This window comes from Variovorax sp. AB1(2024), assembly GCF_037482385.2.
Lineage (GTDB): Bacteria > Pseudomonadota > Gammaproteobacteria > Burkholderiales > Burkholderiaceae_C > Variovorax.
On sequence record NZ_JBBHKP020000001.1, the window covers coordinates 2,257,777 to 2,276,247 of the forward strand.

18 protein-coding genes are annotated in these 18,471 nt (G+C 67.9%); 7 read left to right on the forward strand and 11 right to left on the reverse strand.

The genetic code is table 11. The features are described from left to right. Positions 1-91: 91 nt before the first annotated feature. Together WIX39_RS10535 and WIX39_RS10540 are read right to left on the reverse strand one after the other, a co-directional pair. Positions 92-364 (reverse strand): hypothetical protein, encoded by a 273-nt coding sequence (locus WIX39_RS10535; protein ID WP_409195017.1) that lies wholly within the window; start codon positions 362-364, stop codon positions 92-94. Between the two features lie 412 nt (positions 365-776). Beyond that, entirely contained in the window at positions 777-1,703 is a 927-nt protein-coding gene (locus WIX39_RS10540; RefSeq protein WP_081265714.1) for a LysR family transcriptional regulator, read from the reverse strand. A 96-nt stretch (positions 1,704-1,799) separates the two neighbouring features. Between WIX39_RS10540 and WIX39_RS10545 the strand changes: the two genes are divergently transcribed. From WIX39_RS10545 to WIX39_RS10560, 4 genes are read left to right on the forward strand one after another with little or no spacing between them, the layout of a single operon-like run. After that, positions 1,800-2,771: a Bug family tripartite tricarboxylate transporter substrate binding protein gene (locus WIX39_RS10545; protein ID WP_409195018.1), complete on the forward strand. Its 972-nt coding sequence runs from the start codon at positions 1,800-1,802 to the stop codon at positions 2,769-2,771. A 16-nt stretch (positions 2,772-2,787) separates the two neighbouring features. Continuing rightward, positions 2,788-4,401 (forward strand): gamma-glutamyltransferase family protein, encoded by a 1,614-nt coding sequence (locus WIX39_RS10550; RefSeq protein WP_106935481.1) that lies wholly within the window; start codon positions 2,788-2,790, stop codon positions 4,399-4,401. Positions 4,402-4,440: 39 nt separating this feature from the next. After that, the gene (locus tag WIX39_RS10555; protein WP_409195019.1) at positions 4,441-5,397 is read left to right on the forward strand and encodes a DMT family transporter; all 957 of its coding nucleotides are present in this window, start codon (positions 4,441-4,443) and stop codon (positions 5,395-5,397) included. Positions 5,398-5,430: 33 nt separating this feature from the next. Then, complete coding sequence (locus WIX39_RS10560) at positions 5,431-6,222, forward strand: SDR family oxidoreductase (RefSeq protein ID WP_081265718.1); 792 nt, start codon at positions 5,431-5,433, stop codon at positions 6,220-6,222. Between the two features lie 15 nt (positions 6,223-6,237). On the opposite strand, the gene WIX39_RS10565 is transcribed toward WIX39_RS10560, so the two are convergent. Then, positions 6,238-7,146: a DMT family transporter gene (locus tag WIX39_RS10565; RefSeq protein WP_106935479.1), complete on the reverse strand. Its 909-nt coding sequence runs from the start codon at positions 7,144-7,146 to the stop codon at positions 6,238-6,240. 102 nt (positions 7,147-7,248) lie between these two features. On the opposite strand from WIX39_RS10565, the gene WIX39_RS10570 reads away from it, so the two are divergent. Together WIX39_RS10570 and WIX39_RS10575 are read left to right on the forward strand one after the other, a co-directional pair. Next, the gene (locus WIX39_RS10570; RefSeq protein WP_106935478.1) at positions 7,249-8,235 is read left to right on the forward strand and encodes a quinone oxidoreductase family protein; all 987 of its coding nucleotides are present in this window, start codon (positions 7,249-7,251) and stop codon (positions 8,233-8,235) included. A gap of 106 nt (positions 8,236-8,341) precedes the next feature. Next, positions 8,342-8,767: a response regulator gene (locus WIX39_RS10575; RefSeq protein ID WP_081265720.1), complete on the forward strand. Its 426-nt coding sequence runs from the start codon at positions 8,342-8,344 to the stop codon at positions 8,765-8,767. Here the strand turns inward: WIX39_RS10575 and WIX39_RS10580 are convergent. Continuing rightward, positions 8,721-9,650, reverse strand: a complete 930-nt coding sequence (locus WIX39_RS10580; RefSeq protein WP_106935477.1) for a LysR family transcriptional regulator — start codon at positions 9,648-9,650, stop codon at positions 8,721-8,723. The genes WIX39_RS10575 and WIX39_RS10580 overlap by 47 nt on opposite strands. A gap of 70 nt (positions 9,651-9,720) precedes the next feature. On the opposite strand from WIX39_RS10580, the gene WIX39_RS10585 reads away from it, so the two are divergent. Further along, positions 9,721-10,725 (forward strand): bile acid:sodium symporter family protein, encoded by a 1,005-nt coding sequence (locus WIX39_RS10585; RefSeq protein ID WP_106935476.1) that lies wholly within the window; start codon positions 9,721-9,723, stop codon positions 10,723-10,725. A gap of 27 nt (positions 10,726-10,752) precedes the next feature. On the opposite strand, the gene WIX39_RS10590 is transcribed toward WIX39_RS10585, so the two are convergent. From WIX39_RS10590 to WIX39_RS10620, 7 genes are all read right to left on the reverse strand, one after another. Further along, positions 10,753-12,414, reverse strand: coding sequence for a Na/Pi cotransporter family protein (locus WIX39_RS10590; protein ID WP_081265722.1), 1,662 nt, complete (start codon positions 12,412-12,414; stop codon positions 10,753-10,755). 64 nt (positions 12,415-12,478) lie between these two features. After that, entirely contained in the window at positions 12,479-13,342 is an 864-nt protein-coding gene (locus WIX39_RS10595) for a phosphodiesterase (protein ID WP_106935475.1), read from the reverse strand. After that, on the reverse strand, positions 13,339-14,403 hold the full coding sequence (locus tag WIX39_RS10600) for an ABC transporter ATP-binding protein (protein ID WP_081265724.1): 1,065 nt from the start codon (positions 14,401-14,403) through the stop codon (positions 13,339-13,341). The genes WIX39_RS10595 and WIX39_RS10600 overlap by 4 nt, the downstream gene beginning before the upstream one ends. Then, complete coding sequence (locus WIX39_RS10605) at positions 14,393-15,193, reverse strand: ABC transporter permease (protein ID WP_106935474.1); 801 nt, start codon at positions 15,191-15,193, stop codon at positions 14,393-14,395. The genes WIX39_RS10600 and WIX39_RS10605 overlap by 11 nt, the downstream gene beginning before the upstream one ends. 12 nt (positions 15,194-15,205) lie before the next feature. After that, a complete protein-coding gene (locus WIX39_RS10610; protein ID WP_409195020.1) occupies positions 15,206-16,027 on the reverse strand; it encodes an ABC transporter permease in 822 nt (273 codons plus the stop codon). Positions 16,028-16,347: 320 nt separating this feature from the next. Continuing rightward, on the reverse strand, positions 16,348-17,358 hold the full coding sequence (locus WIX39_RS10615; protein ID WP_285412231.1) for an ABC transporter substrate-binding protein: 1,011 nt from the start codon (positions 17,356-17,358) through the stop codon (positions 16,348-16,350). Between the two features lie 45 nt (positions 17,359-17,403). Then, positions 17,404-18,423, reverse strand: coding sequence for a LacI family DNA-binding transcriptional regulator (locus WIX39_RS10620; RefSeq protein ID WP_409195021.1), 1,020 nt, complete (start codon positions 18,421-18,423; stop codon positions 17,404-17,406). Positions 18,424-18,471: the final 48 nt, after the last annotated feature.

Consider the following 18,471-nt stretch of genomic DNA (forward strand, 5'->3'; position numbering starts at 1 on the left):
CCCTCCGCGAATGTCCCCCGCCTTCGGCTCCTCCTTTATTTCGCTGCGGGGAGCACCCGGCGCCCTGCGCACCTGGGCGCTGCTTGGGCGTTCAGGCCGGGCCTGGCTTTGGCGCTGCGCGCCTCGCCGTTTCGGTCAGCTGGAAGAGTTGGCCTGCCTTGCGGGAGAGGTCGGCGGCCAGCCAGAGCAGGTTGTCGAGTTGTCGGGGTGCGTCACCGCTGCACCAGTCGATGTCTTCTCCGTGGCAGACCCACAGGAGGGCTTCGAGCTGGGAGAGGGTGTTTTCGAGAAGATCCGCGGGGTCTTGGGCGGTGTCTTCGGGAGATACCGGCGTGCGAGGCCGGGCTATAGTCTTGGTAGCCATTTTTGTGCGGTTCCTTCTAGGGGTGTGCACGAACTTGGTTAGACGGTCGGGGTGCTGATAACACCCCGGCCGTCGCCTTTGATACCTCGCATCTGCATCGCTGCTTTCGCACCGATGACCTGCCGCGAGGCAAGCAGCCTTCGAACATTCAATTGGCTTGTGTGGAGTTGCGCCCCCAGGCGGGGTGTGGAGTGACAGGGGCATTCACTCTAGAGAAGAACCAGGCGAAAGAGCCGCATCGCGCGGCACGAAGTCTCGCCAATCGCCAACAAATGCAGCTTCCACAGCGGCGCTCAACGATCAGGCCGATGGGATGCCTTGCGCAGCGAAATAAAGGAGGAGGCCGAAGGCCGGGGGACATTCGCGGAGCAAGGTACCCCGTCGGCGTGATCGCGCCCTGAACGACAGAGAGCTAGGGCCTGATGGAACGCGGCGGCTTCATGTGCTGCCGCGCCATCGCCAGGAAAGCCATCGCCGCCGGGCTCAGCGGATGCTTGGCCAGCCGTATGGCGACCACCGGGTATTCGAGTGTGGGCCGCGTGACGGCCACTGCGCGCAGGTTGGGCGGCATCAGCACTTCCACATAGCGCGGCGCCAGCGCCACGCCCGCGCCCGCCTGGATCAGGCCGAACGCGGTCGACAGCATCGACACATGGTGCACCACGTGCGGGTACACGTTGGCCGCGCTCGCGAGTTGGCGGCTCACGGCGCGCCACACGTTGGCGTCGGGGTTGACGTGGATGAAGGGCAGGCCCTCCAGGTGCCGGGCCTCGACCACCGCGTGCTGCGCCAGCGGATGGTCGTCGCGCACGAACAGCGCCATGCGCTCCGAGAACAGCGGCTCGGTCGCGAGTTCGGAGTGCTTCTGGCCGATGTCCGAGCCGAAGCCCAGGTCGGCCTCCTGCGAGAGGATGCGCGAGATCATCTGCTCGGCCGTGCTGTCGAGCAGCGTGGTCGCGAGCGTCGGGTGCTTCTGCGAGAAGCGGCCGAGCAGCGGCGGCAGCAGGGCGCCGGCCGTGAGGTGCCCCACCGCCAGCACGATGCGGCCCTCGCGCAGTTGCGACTGCGAGCGGCAGGCGTCCACCGACTCGTCGATCAGCCGCAACGCGCGCACGGCGGTGTCGACCATCATCTGGCCCGCGTTGGTCATGCGGATGCGGCGCCCGCGCACCACCAGAGGCTGCGCCAGCTCCTCCTCCAGCCGCTTGATCAGGTGGCTGATGGCAGGCTGGGTGAGCTGCAGCGCCTCGGCCGCGAGCGTGAAGCTGCCTGTTTCGGCCACCGCCGTCAGCGCGCGCAGCTGCTGCAGCGAGATGTCTTCGGCGGCACCCTTGGTCATAAACAGCATTGATAGTTGAATAAGCGGAATTATCTGGCTTGATGCGCTGCCGCTGCATAGCATTCTTTTTTTACACAGGCACAGAATTCCCCGCACATGAAACGCCTCCGCTTCCTCCAGGTGCTTGCCGTCGCGCTCGGCACGGCCGCGTCTTCCGCCGTCCTGGCCCAGGGCTACCCGAACAAGCCGATACGCCTGATCGTTCCGTTCCCGGCGGCGGGTGCCACCGACCTGTTCGCCCGCACGCTGGGACAGAAGATGAGCGAGAAGCTCGGCACCACGCTGGTGGTCGACAACAAGCCCGGCGCCGGCGGCGCCATCGGTTCCGACCAGGCCGCGAAGGCCGCGCCCGACGGCTACACCATCCTGCTGGCCACCACCAGCACCCACTCCATCGGGCCGGCCGTCAGCAAGCTGCCCTACGACACGGTGCGCGACTTCACGCCCATCGCGCACGTGGGCGACGCGGCCAGCATCATGCTGGTGCCGGTCAATTCGCCGGCGAAGACGGTGCGCGAGTGGATCGACTACGCCAAGAAGAACCCTGGCAAGCTCAACTACGCATCGAGCGGCAACGGCACCATCGTGCAGCTCACGGCGGAGCTGTTCAAGGCACAGGCCGGCGTGTTCGTCACGCACATCCCCTACAAGGGCACGGCACTGGCCATTCCCGACCTGATCAGCGGCAAGGTCGACGTGCTGTTCGACTCGCTGCCCACCGGCATGCCGCATGTGCGCGACGGCCGCCTGCGCGCGCTGGGCGTCACCTCGCTCAAGCGCAGCCCGCTGGCGCCCGAGCTGCCGCCCATTGCCGACACGCTGCCCGGCTACGAATCGAACACCTGGTTCGGCTTCTATGGCCCGAAGAACCTGCCGGCGGACATCGTCGCGAAGATCAACAAGGCAGCGAACGACTCGCTGGCCGACCCCGAAGTGAAGGAAAAGCTCGCGCGCCTGGGCATCGAGCCCGCCACGCCGGGCACGCCCGACCAGTTCGCGAAGATGGTGGCGGTGGACGCAGCGAAGTGGAAAAAGATCGTGGTCGACCGCAAGATCACCAACGAATAACGCAGAGCACATCGAAATGAACTTCGACTTCAACAACCCCTACCTCTCGACCCGCATCCCGATCTTCGCGCGCAACGTGGTGTCGACCTCGCACCCGCTGGCCTCGCAGGCCGGGCTGCGCATCCTGCAGCAGGGCGGCAACGCGGTCGATGCGGCCATTGCCACCGCGGCGGTGATGACGCTGGTCGAGCCGGTGAGCAACGGCCTGGGCAGCGATGCGTTCTGCATCCTGTGGGACGGCAAGGAACTGCACGGCCTCAATGCCTCGGGCCCGGCGCCCAAGGCCTGGACGCCCGAATACTTCAAGGCCAAGTACGGTGCCGACGCGGCCAATCCGCCCATGCGCGGCATCGACTCGGTCACGGTGCCGGGCGCGGTGCGCGGCTGGGTCGCGATGAGCGAGCGCTTCGGCAAGCTACCTTTCGCCGACCTGCTGGCGCCGGCCATCGACATCGCCGAACGCGGCTACCTGGTGCCGCCGGTGGTGCAGGGCAAGTGGGCCGCGGCCACGCCGGTGCTGCAGTCGCAGCCGGGCTTTGCGCAGACCTTCCTCCCCTGGGGCCGCGCGCCCGAAGTGGGCGAGCTGTTCCGCTTCACCGCCGCCGCGCGCGCGCTCAAGGCCATCGCCCGCACCAAGGGCGAGGCCTACTACAGCGGAGAGATCGCCGAGGCGCTCGCCAAGTTCTCGGCCGAGCAGGGTGGCGCGCTCACCGTGGCCGACCTCGCGGCCTATCAGCCCGAGTGGGTCAAGCCCATCTCGCGCGACTACCGCGGCCACACGCTGCACGAGATCCCGCCGAACGGCCAGGGCATCGCGGCGCTGATCGCGCTGGGGATCCTGGAGAAGTTCGACATCGCCTCGCTGCCGGTCGATTCGGTGCAGTCGCAGCATCTGCAGATCGAGGCCATGAAGCTGGCCTTCGCCGACGTGTACCGCTACGTGTCGGAGCGCAAGACCATGGAAGTGACGACCGAGCAGATGCTCGACGACGCCTACCTCGCCTCGCGCGCGCGCCTCATCGACGTGAAGAAGGCGCAGGACTTCAAGGCCGGCAACCCGGTGAAGGGCGGCACCATCTACCTCACGGCGGCCGACGAGAGCGGCATGATGGTGAGCTTCATCCAGAGCAACTACATGGGCTTCGGCTCGGGCTGCGTGGAGCCCGAGTTCGGCATCAGCCTGCAGAACCGCGGCCACGGCTTCAGCCTGAAGGCCGAGAGCCCCAACGTGGTGGCGCCGGGCAAGCGCCCGTTCCACACCATCATCCCGGCCTTCCTCACCAAGGACGGCCAGCCGGTCATGAGCTTCGGCGTGATGGGCGGCAACATGCAGCCGCAGGGCCACATGCAGACGCTGGTGCGCATGCTCGACTACAAGCAGAACCCGCAGGCCGCCTGCGACGCACCGCGCTGGCGCTTCAACGCGGGGCTGGAAATCAACGTCGAGGCGGCGATGAACCCGGCCACGGTGCAGGGCCTGCGCGACCTGGGCCACCACCTGGAAGTGATCAACGACTCCTACCAGGACTTCGGCGCGGGCCAGTTCATCTGGCGCGCGGGCGAGCCTTCGGTCGAAGGCTACGTGGCCGCCAGCGATCCGCGCCGCGACGGCGTGGCCGCGGGTTACTGAGCACGAGCGAGGGTTTGAGCTTGCCGCGATGATCGGGGGATGAACAAGACAGCCGCGACGGCCGGCATGCCCCCTCGACCCTCCCACGATGCCGCCAGGAAGGGCATCGCGACCGGCCTGATCCTGGCCACGCTGGGCGCCATCGCGTTCAGCGGCAAGGCCATCATCGTCAAGCTCGCGTACCGCTACGGCGTGGACGCGGTGACGCTCATCATGCTGCGCATGCTGTTCGCGCTGCCGCTGTTCGCGGTCATGGCATGGTGGGCCGGGCGCGGCAAGCCGTCGCTCACCGCGCGCGACTGGCTCGGCGTGGTGGGGCTCGGCTTCTCGGGCTACTACCTCGCGAGCTTCCTCGACTTCGCGGGGCTGGCCTACATCTCGGCTAGCTTCGAGCGGCTCATTCTTTATCTCAACCCGACGCTGGTGCTGTTCTTCGGCTGGCTGCTGTACCGGCGCCGCCCGACGCGGCCGCAGGTGCTCGGCATGGTCGTGAGCTACGCCGGCGTGCTGCTGGTGTTCGGCCACGAGCTGTGGACCGGTGGCGGCGGCAAGGGCGGCGGTGCCGCGGCCTGGGGCGCCTTCCTGGTGTTCCTGAGCGCCGTGAGCTATGCCGGCTACCTCGTCTACAGCGGCGAGTTCGTCAAGCGGCTGGGCTCGCTGCGGCTCGTGGGGCTGGCGACCACCGTGGCCTGCGTGCTGTGCATCCTGCAGTTCGTGCTGACGCGGCCCATGAGCGCGGCTTTCGGGCTCGCGCCCGAGGTCATCTGGCTGTCGGTGCTCAACGCCACGCTGTGCACGGCGGTGCCCGTCCTCATGGTGATGATGGCCATCGAGCGCATCGGCCCCGCGGTGGCCGCGCAAACCGGCATGATCGGGCCGCTGTCGACCATCCTCATGGGGGTGTTGATACTCGGCGAGCCGTTCACGCCGTGGATCGCGGCCGGCACCGTGCTCGTCATCGCGGGCATTTTCGTTTTCACGCGCAAGGGGCGCTGAAGCCCCTTGCTGCAATCATTGGAGAAACACGACATGGATCTGGGTATTGCAGGCAAGACCGCACTGGTGTGCGGCGCGAGCAAGGGGCTGGGCTACGGCTGCGCCGAGGCGCTGGTGCGCGAGGGCGTGAACGTGGTGATCGTCGCGCGCGGCGCCGAGGCGCTCGAAGCCGCGGCGAAGAAGCTGGCCGAGGCTGCGGGCGCATCGGGCCCGTTCGTGAAGCACGTGGCCGCCGACATCACCACCGAAGCCGGACGCGCGGCGGTATTCGCGCTGGGCCACGACTTCGACATCGTCGTCACCAACGCCGGCGGCCCGCCGCCCGGCGACTTCCGCAACTGGGACCGCGAAGCGTGGATCAAGGCGGTCGACGCCAACATGCTCACGCCCATCGAGCTCATCAAGGCCACGGTGGACGGCATGGCCAAGCGCGGCTTCGGGCGCATCGTGAACATCACGTCGAGCTCGGTGAAGTCGCCGATCGACATCCTGGGCCTGTCGAACGGCGCGCGCAGCGGCCTCACCGGCTTCGTGGCCGGCGTGGCGCGCACGCCCATCGCGGCGCAGGGCGTGACCATCAACAACCTGCTGCCCGGCTCGTTCGACACCGACCGGCTGAAGGGCACCATGGCCGGCACGGCGCAGAAGACGGGCCAGGACTTCGACACCGTGTGGGAAGCCCGCAAGAAGAACATTCCTGCCAAGCGCTTCGGCACCCCGGCCGAGTTCGGCGCCATCTGCGCGTTCCTGTGCAGCATGCAGGCCGGCTACATGACCGGCCAGAACGTGCTGGCGGACGGCGGCGCCTACCCCGGCACGTACTGACCGGCGGCGGCGCCTTCAGCGCCGCGACGCTACCACGATCCCGCCCACGATCAGCAGGAACGCCGCGCCGTGGTACCAGTGCGGCAGTTCGCGCAGGAACGCGGCGGAGAGCACCGCCGCGAACAGCGGCGTGAGGTTCATGAAGATGCTCGCGGCCTGCGGGCCCGCGCGCTGCACCGCGGTGCCCCAGCAGCGGTAGGCGAGCACCGCCGGGCCGATGCCGATGAACAGCATGGCGGCCACCAGCGGCCAGCCGATGTCGATGTGCGCGTCGGTCAGCGTCCATTCGCCGGCCGCCAGCGCGCCCGACCACGCGATGCCGAACACCAGCTGCGCCATCAGGAAGGCGGACCAGTCCTGCCGCACGCCCCTGGGTTCGTGCGTGCGCGCCAGCATCCAGCTGTAGAAGGCCCACGCGATGGAGCCAAGGATCATGTAGAGATCGCCCGGCACCAGCCGCAGCGCCATCAACTGCCGCCATTCGCCGCGGCTGAGCACCAGCAGCACGCCCGCCATCGACAGCAGTGCGCCGCCGACCTCGCGCGCGCTGATGCGTGCACCGAAGAAGAGGGCGCCGGTCGCCAGCATCCACAGCGGCGCGCTCGAGCCCACCAGCGTGACGTTGATCGGCGTGGAGGTCTGCAGCGCGAGGTACTGGAACGCGTTGTAGAGCCCGATGCCGAGCAGGCCCAGCAGCGCGTAGCGCCGCCAGTGCGGCCACAGGGCGCTGTCGCGGCGCAGCACCGGCGCGGCCAGCGGCAGCACGATGACGAACGCGATGATCCAGCGCACGAAGTTCAGCGTGAGCGGCGACACCAGCTCGCGAACGAGGCGCCCGACGACGGCGTTGCCTGCCCACAGAAGCGGCGGAACGACCAGCATGAAAACGACGAGGGGTGTGAGGCGCTGCGGCTGTGTCTGCATGGGCGCCGACTCTACCGGTCGGCAATGCCCCGTGCTGTCGCGGGAAAGGCAAGCATGGCAGGATGCCCCTCTTCTTTTTTCCTGCGCGTGGAGACTGCCATCATGAAGAGCAAAGCCGTCCGTATCGATCGCCCCGGCGGTCCCGAAGAACTGAAGATCGTCGAGGTCGAGGTCGGCGAACCCGGCCCCGGCGAGATCCGCATCCGCCACAAGGCGGTGGGCCTGAACTTCATCGACACCTACCAGCGCAGCGGGCTCTATCCGTTTGCCATGCCGCTGCAGCTGGGCATGGAAGCCTCCGGCATCGTCGAGGCGGTAGGCGAGGGCGTGACGCACCTGAAGGCCGGTGACCGCGCCGCCTATGCCAGCCCGCCGCCCGGCTCATACTGCGAACTGCGCGTGATGCCGGCCAAGTGCGTGTGCAAGCTGCCCGACGACATTTCCTTCGAGACCGGCGCGGCCATGATGCTCAAGGGCCTCACCACGCAGTACCTGCTGAAGAAGACGCTGCCCGCCGAAGGCCTGCAGGCCGGCGACTTCATCCTGTTCCATGCTGCCGCGGGCGGCGTGGGCCTCATCGCCTGCCAGTGGGCCAAGGTGCTCGGCCTGCAGCTCATCGGCACTGCCGGCAGCGACGCCAAGTGCAAGCTGGCGCTCGAACACGGCGCGGCGCACGCCATCAACTACAGCACCGAGAACTTCGCGGCGCGGGTGAAGGAAATCACTGGCGGCAAGGGCGTGAAGGTGGTGTACGACTCGGTCGGCAAGGACACCTTCGAAGGCTCGATCGACTGCCTGCGGCCCTTCGGCCTGCTGGCGGTATTCGGCAACGGTTCGGGTCCGGTGCCGCCGGTGAACCTGGGCACGCTGGCCTCCAAGGGCTCGCTGTACGTCACGCGGCCCACGCTCTTCACCCACATGTCCACGCGCGAGAGCACCCAGGCCATGGCCGACGACCTGTTCGCGGTGGTGCGAAGCGGCGCGGTGAAGATCCCGATCGACCAGCGCTATGCGCTGGACGACGTGCAGCAGGCGCACCGCGACCTCGAGGCGCGCAAGACCACGGGCTGCACGATCCTCACGCTCTGATAAGTCGGAAAGGACAGTCTTGTCCTACCCGGGCAGTGGTGTCATGCCTTCGACTTGTGACTGGCGCACTTTGTAGCCTTGGGCCAAAGCTCAGAGGCAAAGCCGCATGAACACCGTTCGCACATACATCGTCGAAGACAACCCCACCATTCGCGAGAACCTGGTGGGCACCTTGCGCGAGGTAGCGCGGGTAGACCCCATCGGCCAGGCCGAATCCGAAGCCGAGGGCCTGCGCTGGCTCACGCGCAACCCGACCCAGTGGGACCTGGCCATCATCGACCTGTTCCTGAAGGACGGCACCGGTTTCCGCGTGCTCGAAGCCTGCCGCGACCGTCATCCGATGCAGAAGATGGTGGTGCTGAGCAACTATGCGACGCCCGAGATGCGCCGTAAGTGCGCCCTGCTGGGCGCCGACGCGGTGTTCGACAAGGCCACCGAGGTGGAAGACCTGATCGATTTCTGCGTGCGGCAGCGGCAGGCGCGGCTCAGCCATCCTTCTGCGTCGTCGAACCGGGCTCCGCTGACGCACTGAGCGCGGCGGTCTCGCGCACGATGCCCCACACCCGCTCCGCGAGCGGCGAAAGCGCCCGGTTGCGGCGCCGGATCAGCATGATCGCCCGCTGAACGCGCGGCACCAGCGGCCGCACCACGAGCTGCGGCAAACCCTCCGGCGGCAATGAAAGCTCCGGCATCACGCTGATGCCGATGCCCGCCTCGACCATGCGGAACACGGTGGTCGGGTGGCCGAGCTGCTGCTTCACTTCGCAGTGCGCGCCATGCCGCTCCAGCGCCTGGTCGATCAGCCGTCGGCTGCCCGAGGCATGGTCGAGCAGCACCAGGGATTCGCCGTCCAGCGCGGTCCAGCGCACCGATGCCTTCTGCGCGAGCCGGTGCGCGGGCGGCACCACGAGCACGAATGGGTCGTCGAGGATCGCTTCGCAATGCAGGTCCTCGGCCTCCGAGGGCTCGATGACCACGCCGAAATCGACCTCGCCGCTGCGCACGCTGTCGAGCACGTCCTGCTGGATGCGGTCGAGCAGAAGAAACTGGATGCCCGGCGCCTGCACCGCGCAGGTGGCGATGCAGCCGGGCATCAGGTTGGCCGACAGCGTGGGGCTGCTCGCCACCCGTACCTTGCCGCCGCGCGCGCTGGCCAGGCCGGCCACGTCCTGCAGGGTCTGGTCGAGGTCGTCGAGCACGCGGTCGAGCCGGGCCGCGAGCGACTGGCCGGCTTCGGTCAGAACCACCTCGCGGGTGGTGCGGTCGAGCAGCTTGAGCCCGAGCTGCGACTCCAATTCCAGGATCGAGCGGCTGACCGCCGGCTGGCTCAGGCCGACCTGGTCGCCGGCGCGGCTGAAATTGCGTCCCTCGGCCACAGAGCGGAACACGCGAAGCTGGCGAAGCGTGACATTCATGCGCTCGAATCATATATCCATCAGATAAATCCATTTCTCTTTTGAATGCCGCCGGCGTCCAATGCGTTCCATGGCCCGTTCACGCTTCCTCCCCGACAACTTCACGCTCGCCCTCGTCACGGTCGTGACCATCGCCAGCCTGCTGCCCGCCAGCGGGCGCACGGCGCATTTCTTCGAAGGCCTGACCACGGTCGCCATCGGGCTGCTGTTCTTCCTGCACGGCGCCAAGCTGTCGCGCGAGGCGATCATGGCGGGCATCACCCACTGGCGGCTGCACCTGCTGGTGTTCGCGAGCACCTTCGTCCTGTTCCCGTTGCTGGGGCTCGCGCTCAAGCCCGTGCTGTCGCCGCTGGTGACGCCCGAGCTCTACACCGGCGTGCTGTTCCTGTGCGTGCTGCCGGCGACGGTGCAGTCGGCCATCGCCTTCACCGCGATGGCCCGGGGCAACATGCCGGCCGCCATCTGCAGCGCCTCGGCATCCACGCTGCTGGGCGTGTTCATCACGCCCGTGCTGGTGAACCTGGTGGTGCTGCCGCACAACGGCGGCGCGACCTCGTCCTTCGACTCGATCGGCCGCATCCTGCTGCAGCTGATGGTGCCCTTCCTGGCCGGCCATTTGCTGCGCCCGGTCATCGGCAAGTGGGTGCAGAAGCGCGCGGCGGTGCTCAAGTTCGTGGACCAGGGATCGATCCTGCTGGTGGTCTACACCGCGTTCAGCGCGGCGGTGATCGAGGGGCTCTGGAAGCAGATTCCCGTGAGCGCGCTGCTGGGCCTGCTGCTGGTGTGCGCCGTGCTGCTGGCACTGGCGCTCACGCTCACGACCTTCACCGCGCGCAAGCTGGGTTTCGATACGGCGGACGAGATCACCATCGTCTTCTGCGGCTCCAAGAAGAGCCTCGCGAGCGGGATTCCCATGGCGAAGGTGCTGTTCGCTTCGCATGCCGTGGGCGCCATCGTGCTGCCGCTGATGCTGTTCCACCAGATGCAGCTGATGGTGTGCGCGGTGCTGGCGCAGCGCTATGCGCGGCGGGGGCAGAAAGCCGCGCCGGCGCTGAAGCCTGCCGCGCAGAAGTAGCTTCCTTCCGGCCGGGGCGCTGTCAGGTCAGCTCTCCAGCTGGCCCAGCTGGGGATCCTTCAGCCGGCTCGGCGCCAGCGCCCCGGCCGACTCCAGGATCGGATAGGCGATCGAGCAGATGTGCGAGTTGATGCGCTTCAGGTCGCTGATCAGGTCGATGTGCAGCGAACTGGTCTCGATGCTCAGCGTGGTCCGGTCGGACAGGCGGTCCAGGTGGGTGGTGGCGTAGGCCCGTTCCAGGTCGCGGAAGCGCGCCTTTTCTTCGAGCAGCTTCTGGGCGTCGCGCACGTTGCCGTTCAGGAACACGCTCATGCTCAGCCGCAGGTTGGCGATCAGCCGGCCGTGCAGCTCCACGATCTCGGCCATGCCGGCTTCGGAGAAGTTGCGCTGCGGCTTGATCTTCTTGTCCTCGATGTCGATGATTACCCGCTCGATGATGTCGCCGATCTGCTCCATGTTGATCGTGAAGCTGATGATGTCGGTCCAGCGCCGGCTTTCTTCCTCGCCCAGCGCCTCGCGCGAGATGCGCGTCATGTAGTACTTGATGGCCGAGTACAGCTCGTCCACCGCATCGTCGAGCTGCCGCAGCTCCTGCGCCAGCCGCAGGTCGTTGTGGCGGATCACGTCGAGCGTTCCGATGAGCATGGTCTCCACAATGTCGGCCTGGTGCAGCGCCTCGCGCGCCGCGTTCGAAATAGCCAGCGAAGGGGTCGAGAGCGCCGACGGGTCGAGGTGATGCAGCCGCATGGTTCCGGCTGGCTGCTGCGGCGCCGGCAGCAGCCGCGTCACCAGCTTGGCCACCCATTGGGTGAGCCCGATGAACCCCACGCTGATGATGACGTTGAAGCCCAGGTGGAACAGCACCACGCCGTGCGCCTGGTTCGGCAGCTCGGGCTGCACGTGGCGGATCCACAGGCCGATGAAGGGCGCCACGATGGCCACGCCCAGCGCCTTGAACAGCAGGTTGCCGACGGTCACCTGCCGCACCGACACCGCCGACTTGGCCGTGGTCAGCACCGCCAGCAGGCCGCTGCCGAGGTTGGCGCCGAGCACCAGGCCCAGCGCCACGTCCAGCGGCACCACGTTCGAGGTGGCCATGGCCGCCACCAGCAGCACCACCGCCAGGCTCGAATAGGCCACGATGGCCAGCACCGAGCCGATGGTGATCTCCAGCAGCACGTCGCTGTTGAGCGAGGCCAGCAGCGTGCGCACGGCGGGCGACGAGAACAGCGGCTCGGTCGCTTCCACCACCAGCTGCAGCGCCAGCAGCATGAGCCCCAGGCCGATGAGCACCCGGCCCACGCGCCCCGCCACCGAGGCCGAGCGCGTGATGAACAGCACCACGCCCACGAAGATGAACATCGGCGACAGCCAGGACAGGTCGGCCGAGAACAGCACGGAAATCAGCGCGGTGCCCACGTCGGCGCCGCGCATCACCGCCAGCGCAGCCGGCAGCGTGACCAGGCCCTGCCCGACGAAGGACGAGGTCATGAGGGAGGTGGCCGTGCTCGATTGCACCAGGGCGGTCACGCCGATGCCCGAAAGGGCTGCGGTGAAGCGGTTGCGCATGCTCTGCACGAGGATCTTGCGCAGGTTGGCGCCGAATACGCGCAGCACGCCGGTACGAACGAGGTGCGTACCCCACACCAGCAATGCGACTGCCGCCAGCAGGTTCAGAAGATGCTTCATGGGTGTCGGGTTCTATCCTTTTCGTTTTGGTTCGTTTTGACCCCATTTTCCACAAGATAGCGAATCAGTCGATAAGCGCTCCGTTATCGTGGAAGGGATAGGGGCCTTCGAAGCTACCGCAAGCCGCCAGATGCGTCACCAGCCGGCGGTTGCGCGGCAGCCACGCATGGACGCGGAAGCCGGGCGGTTCCAGCGTCCAGGCCGAGGGCGCGTCCGGCGCCAGATCGAGGCAGACCTGGTGCGCCTGCGCCGGCGAGGTCGAGGCGATGGTGCCGCCGAAGCGCACGTCGATGGCGCGGTGCAGGTGGCCGCAGATGATGCGCTCGACGTTGGGGTAGCGCGAGACCAGCGCCTCCAGCGCCTCCGAGCCCTGGAGCAGGCCGATTTCGTCCATGTGGCCGATCAGCGTCTCGAACGGCGGATGGTGCATGGCGATCACCACGGGTTCGCCGCGGCAGGCTTCCAGCTGCGCTTCGAGCCAGGCCAGGCGCTTCTCGCACAGCGAGCCGTGGCTCGCGCCGGGCACGCAGGTGTCGAGCGTGAGCAGGCGCAGCGGGCCGACGCGCACCGAGTACTGGATGAAGCCGTCGGTGCTGGCGCCCGTGCCCAGGTAGGCGTGGCCGGGGAAGCTGCGGCGCAGCTGGTCGCGGTCGTCGTGGTTGCCGGGCATCAGGTAGACCGGCATGGCCAGCGGGGCCAGCAGGCGCGCGAGGTGTTCGTACTCGGCCGCGCGGCCGAAGTCGGTCAGGTCGCCGGTGACGACCACCGCGTCGGGCGGCTGGCGCAGCGCCAGCACCGACTGCACGGCGCGCTCCAGGTAGGGCGCGGTGTTGATGCGGCCGTAGGCCAGCCGGCCCGGCTCGCGGATGTGCAGGTCGGTCAGCTGGACCAGGAAGGTGGTGTCTTGGGGTGTGTTGCTTGTCGTCATGCGGTGGTGGTCTCCTGCGACGTCATCAGGCGGTCGGGGTGGATGCGAAAGCCCACGGTGTCGCCTGGCTTGAAGGGCTTGTCGCGACCCACGTCGGCCACCAGCAGGGGCTGGTCCTGCGCGAGCAGGTGCAGCTGGACGCGGTCGCCGAGGAAGGTGCGGCGCTCGACGATGCCGGCGGCCCAGTCCAGCTGGGGCGCGCCGACTTCGATGTCTTCGGGGCGCACCAGCAGGGTTGCATGGTCGCGCCAGGCGCCCGGGCAGGGCAGGGTGGTTCCGCCGAGCCGCACGACGCCCTGCGCAATGGCCTCGGCCGTGCGCTCCAGCCGGTTGACCCGGCCCAGGAACTCGGCCACGAAGGGGTGCGCGGGGGCGCGGTAGAGGTCTTCGCCGCGGCCCACCTGCACGATGCGGCCGGCGCGCATCACCGCGAGGCGGTCGGCGATGGCCAGGGCCTCCTGCTGGTCGTGCGTGACGTGGATGGCCGTGATGTGCAGGCGGCGCAGCAGCTCGGCCAGCTCGTCGCGCAGCGATTCCTTGAGCTTGGCGTCGAGCGCGGCCAGCGGCTCGTCGAGCAGCAGCACGCGCGGGCGCACGGCCACGGCGCGCGCCAGGGCCACGCGCTGGCGCTGGCCTCCAGAAAGCTCGGCGGGGCGCTTGTTCTCCAGGCCGCCCAGGCGCACCAGGTCGACCAGCTCGCCCACGCTGCGCTTCTCTTCTTCGGGCGAGACGCCGCGAATTCGCAGGCCGTAGCCGATGTTGGCCGCCACCGTCATCTGCGGAAAGAGCGCGTAGCTCTGGAACACCATGCCCACGCCGCGGTGCTCGACCGGGCGCTGGGTCACGTCCTGGTCACCGAAGACGATGCGGCTGCCCGCGTCGGGCGCCTCCAGCCCGGCAATCAGCCGCAGCAGCGTGGTCTTGCCGCAGCCAGAAGGGCCCAGCAGCGCCAGCACTTCGCCGGCTTCCACCCGCAGGTTGGTCGGCTGCAGGCCGCGCGTGCCGTCGGCATAGGTCTTTGCGCAGTTGGCGATGTCGATGGTGATGCGTTCAAGTTCCATGGCGTTTCTGCATGAGGTTGGCAAGGTACTGCAGGGCCCACAGCACCGGAAGGATGACGGCAAAGAAAACCAGCGTGTAGGCCGATCCGATCTCGATGCGCATCGAGGCATAGCTGTCGGCCAGCCCCACGGGCAGCGTGCGCGTGAGCGGCGTGTGCAGCATCCACGTGAGGTTGAATTCGCCGACCGAGAGCGTGAACACCATCAGGCTGCCGGCCACGATGGCGGGGAACACGGCCGGCACCAGGATGCCCATGAAGCGCTGGCGGAAGTTCGCGCCCAGCGAGCGCGCGGCTTCCTCCAGCGCGAGCAGGTCGTCGCGCTCGAAGGCCGAGCTGACGGTGCGCACCATGAACGGCAGCGTGAAGACGATGTGGCCCACGAGGATGAAGGCGAAGCTCTGGCGAAAGGCCGTGAGCTGCCCGTAGGCGAGGATCAGCGCAAGCGCCGTGGCCAGGCCAGGCACCGCGACCGGCAGCGTCAGCAGTTCCTCGAAGATGCGTGCGGCGCGCGAGCGGCTGCGCGCCAGCGCATAGGCGCAGGGCACGCCGATCAGCACGGTGCCGATCACGCAGGCCACGGCCAGCGCGAGCGACCAGCCGACGGTGCCGCCGTAGTTCTCCCACACCTCGCCGAGCCAGCGCAGCGTGAAGCCGCTCTTGAGGCCGGTGCTGTAGTTGTTGACCAGGCCCGCCATCACCGACAGCAGCATCGGCGCGATCATGAAGAGGCTCACGATGAGCGTGACGGCGAGCAGGAAGGGCGCCTTGGCCTGAGTGTTCTTTCGCATGGTGGATGTGCCTCAGCGTGCGACGGGATTGGCGCCGAAGCGGCGCGCCACGAACAGCACCAGCCAGGTCACGATGCCCAGCGAGATCGACAGCGACGCGGCGAGCGCGAAGTTGGCGTAGTTGGTGAACTCGTTGTAGATGGTGATGGGAATGACCTCGAACTTGCTGGCCAGCGTGAAGGCCGTGCCGAAGGCGCCCATCGACGTGGCGAACAGGATCGCGCCGCAGGCCAGCGTGGTGGGCGCGAGCTCGGGCATCCACACGTCGCGTGCCACGCGCAGCCGCGAGGCGCCGAGCGAACGCGCGGCTTCCTCGAGCTGGGTGTTCATCGACTCGGCTGCGGCTGCGTAGGTGGCGATGGCGCGCGGCAGCGAAAAATAAAGGTACGCCAGGAACAGCCCGAGCAGGCCGTAGGCGAAGGTGATGCGCTGGCCGATCAGGCTGTCGCTGAGGTCCGCGACCACGCCTTGGCGCCCGCCCAGCAGGATCACGAAGAAGCCGATGATCACGCCCGGGAACGACAGCGGCAGCGTGAGCAGCGACAGCAGCATGCGCTTGCCGACGAAGGCATGCCGCGCGAGGTAGATGCCCACTGCCGCGCCCAGTACCAGGGTGGCGAGGGTGACCGTGATGGAGAGCACCACCGTGTTGGCCATGCTCGCGAGGTAGCGTGAATCCGTGAGCACGGCGAAATAGGTTGCCCAGCCTTTGTCGGCGGGCAGCGTCACCAGGCGCACGACCGGCAGCAGCCAGAAGGCCGCGAAGAAGGCGGCAGCGGGCGCTGCGCAGGCCAGCAGGCGCCAGCTTGGGTTCCAGGCGTTTTCAGACTTCATCTCTTGCCTTTTTGTTGTGTTTCGGTCGGTGCTGTTCAGGGCGTGTGCACAGGCCATCGGGTACTCCCCTCCGCGAATGTCCCCCGCCCTGCGGGCTCCTCCTTTATTTCGCTGCGGGGAGCACCCGACGTCCTGTGCACTGGACGCGCCGTTGGTTTGCGGCTGATCAACCAGTGCTCTGAACGATCACGACGGCGGGGTGCCTTGCGCAGCGAAATAAAGGAGGAGGGGCGCAGCTCCGGGGGACATTCGCGGAGCAAGGCACCCCGTCGGCGTGAGCGCGCCCCGAAAAGAGCGCCCCCGCAACGAAGCACACAGAGTTAGCGCACTTCCTTCAAGTACTCATCGGAGAAAGCGCGTTGCGCGGCAGCCATGCGCCCGTAGTCCACGCTCTTGGCACGGGCGTAGTCGCTGGCGGGCAGGAACTGGGCTTCGATTTCCTTGGGCATCGCGCTCGCGCGCACCGGCCGCAGGTAAGCCTTGGCCCAGATGGCCTGGCCTTCGTCGGACAGCGTGAAGTCGAGCACCTTCCTGGCGTCGGCCGCGTGCGGGGCCTTGGCGACTAGGCTCATCACGTAGGGCACGGCCAGCGTGCCTTCGCTCGGGATCACGAACGCGACGTTGGCCTTGTCCTTGTACTTGGCGCGGTAGGCGTTGAAGTCATAGTCGAGCAGGATCGCGATTTCGCCCGACAGCACGCGCGCATACGACGTCTGCTTCGGCACGATCGGCTCGTTCTTCTGCAGCGCCTTGAAGTAGTCGATGGCCGGCTTGAAGTTGTCGAGCGTGCCGCCGCGCGCTTCGTTCACCGCGACCGCGCCGACGTAGCCCACGAAGGCCGAGGCCGGGTCGAGATAGCCGATCAGGCCCTTGTATTCGGGCTTGAGCAGGTCGGCCCACGACTTCGGAATCGGCTTGCCCTTGAGCGCGTCGACGTTGACCATGAAGCCGAGCGTGCCCGAGTGGATGGTGAACCAGTTGCCGGCCGGGTCCTTCATGCCGTCGGGAATGTCTTTCCACGCTGCCGGCTTGTAGGGCTCGACCAGGCCGTCCTTGGCGGCCTGCACCGCGAAGGTCACGCCGAGGTAGGTGACGTCGGCCACGGGGCTGGCCTTCTCGGCCGCCAGCTGGGCCAGCGACTGGCCCGAGTTCTTGTTGTCGGGCGGCACGGTGACGCCCGTCTTGGCCTTGATGGCCTTCAGCTGGGTGCCCCAGTCGGCCCATTCGGTCGGGCAGTTGTAGCAGATGGCGGTCTGGGCCATGGCGCTGCCGGCGGCGAGCGTGGCGGCGATCAGGCCCAGGCGGGCCAGGCGGTGGAAGCGGGAGGACATGCGGGAGCTCCTTGGAGGATGAGTCGGAGAAAGAGGTTGGTGAGGTCAGAAAGTCGCGGCGTTGTTGTCTTCGCGCACCGAAGCGCACGACTCGCCGTCTCGGAAGGCATGGGGAAGCAGCAGGCTCGAATCCGCCCGCAGCGTGGTGCCGCCGGCAATCGCCTGGATCAGCAGTTCGACGCCCTGGCGGCCGATGTCGCTGTTGGGCTGGGTGATGCTGGTGAGCGCGGGCGTGAGGTCTTCGCCGAGCGCAATGCCGTCGAAGCCGACCACGCTGAGGTCCTCGGGCACCGACAGGCCGCCGAGGTGGGCGGCGCGGATGCTGCGGATGGCCAGCAGGTCGTTCGAGCAGATCAGCGCGGTGGGGCGCTGGCGTGCCTGCAGGTGGGTGCAGAGCGCGTCGACGGCGGTCTCGACGAAGGGCACTTCGATCACCGGCTGTGCGTCGAGCCCGGTGTCGGCCATGCCCTTGAGGTAGCCGCGGTAGCGCTGCTGCGCACGGTCCGATGCGGCCAGCGTGCCGCTGACCATCGCGATGCGCCGGTGGCCCAGCAGCACGAGCCGGCTGACCGCGTCGGCCACCGCGCCTTCGCTGTCGACCGACACGCAGGGGTGCTCCGCATGGCGGTTGTAGGCCAGCACGTAGGGCACGCCGGCGGCCTGGAGCCGGGGCAGCGCCGCCGAGGTCGAGGGGTTCGACACCACCAGGATCAGCCCGTCGACGTTGCCCGCCAGCAGCAGGTGGACGGCGCGCTCTTCCTCGTCGAGCCGGTAGCCGGTGGTGACGGGAATGATCGCGTAGCCGCCCGCCACGGCGGCCCGCGCGATGCCCTGCAGGCATTCGGCGAAGGTCGGGTTCAGCAGCGTCGGCAGCACGATGCCGAGCACGCGGCTGCGTTGCGTGCGCAGGGTGCGCGCACTGGCGTTGGGCAGGTAGTTGAGTTCTTGCGCCACGCGCTCCACCAGTTCGCGGGTGGCGGGCGTGACCTTGTCGGGAAAGTTGAAGGCGCGCGAGACCGTGGCCACGGAGACCCCGGCTTTGGCTGCAACGTCTTGAATACTCATCTTGCGGTGTTCATGTAATCGATTACATTGGACCGCCGCAGTATGACT